Consider the following 343-nt stretch of genomic DNA (forward strand, 5'->3'; position numbering starts at 1 on the left):
AGGTTCGACAGCTGCCTTTATCAGCCTGTCAACCACAAGCTGTTCCTCTATTTCCAGCCCTCTTTCATCTATCTCCATGATATGCTCATTGTCTTTCAGACGGTAAGTCTGGTCAAATACCTGAAGCAGGCGTTCAAGCCTGTTTCTTACCTTACCTTTCAAGTAAGGAATCTGTATTATGATGCTGTCGTGTGTAAGGCTCTCTATAAACGGGTCAGGAACACCGTTCTCTATCGGGTTTGAATTATAGTCCAGATACTTTCTGCGTACATACACCACAGGCTCCTGCAGATCTCCCAACTTATGCCCCAGAATATAAATCGACACTATAGGAAGCCCATAC

1 pseudogene is annotated in these 343 nt (G+C 44.6%); it reads right to left on the reverse strand.

Annotation, left to right across the window (positions count from 1 at the left end):
- Positions 1-343 (reverse strand): annotated as a pseudogene (locus NW213_RS16875) (hypothetical protein); the annotation flags it as partial.

Source organism: Bacteroides sp. ET336 (assembly GCF_024733815.1).
In the GTDB taxonomy this organism is placed as follows: Bacteria; Bacteroidota; Bacteroidia; order Bacteroidales; family Bacteroidaceae; genus Phocaeicola; species Phocaeicola cellulolyticus.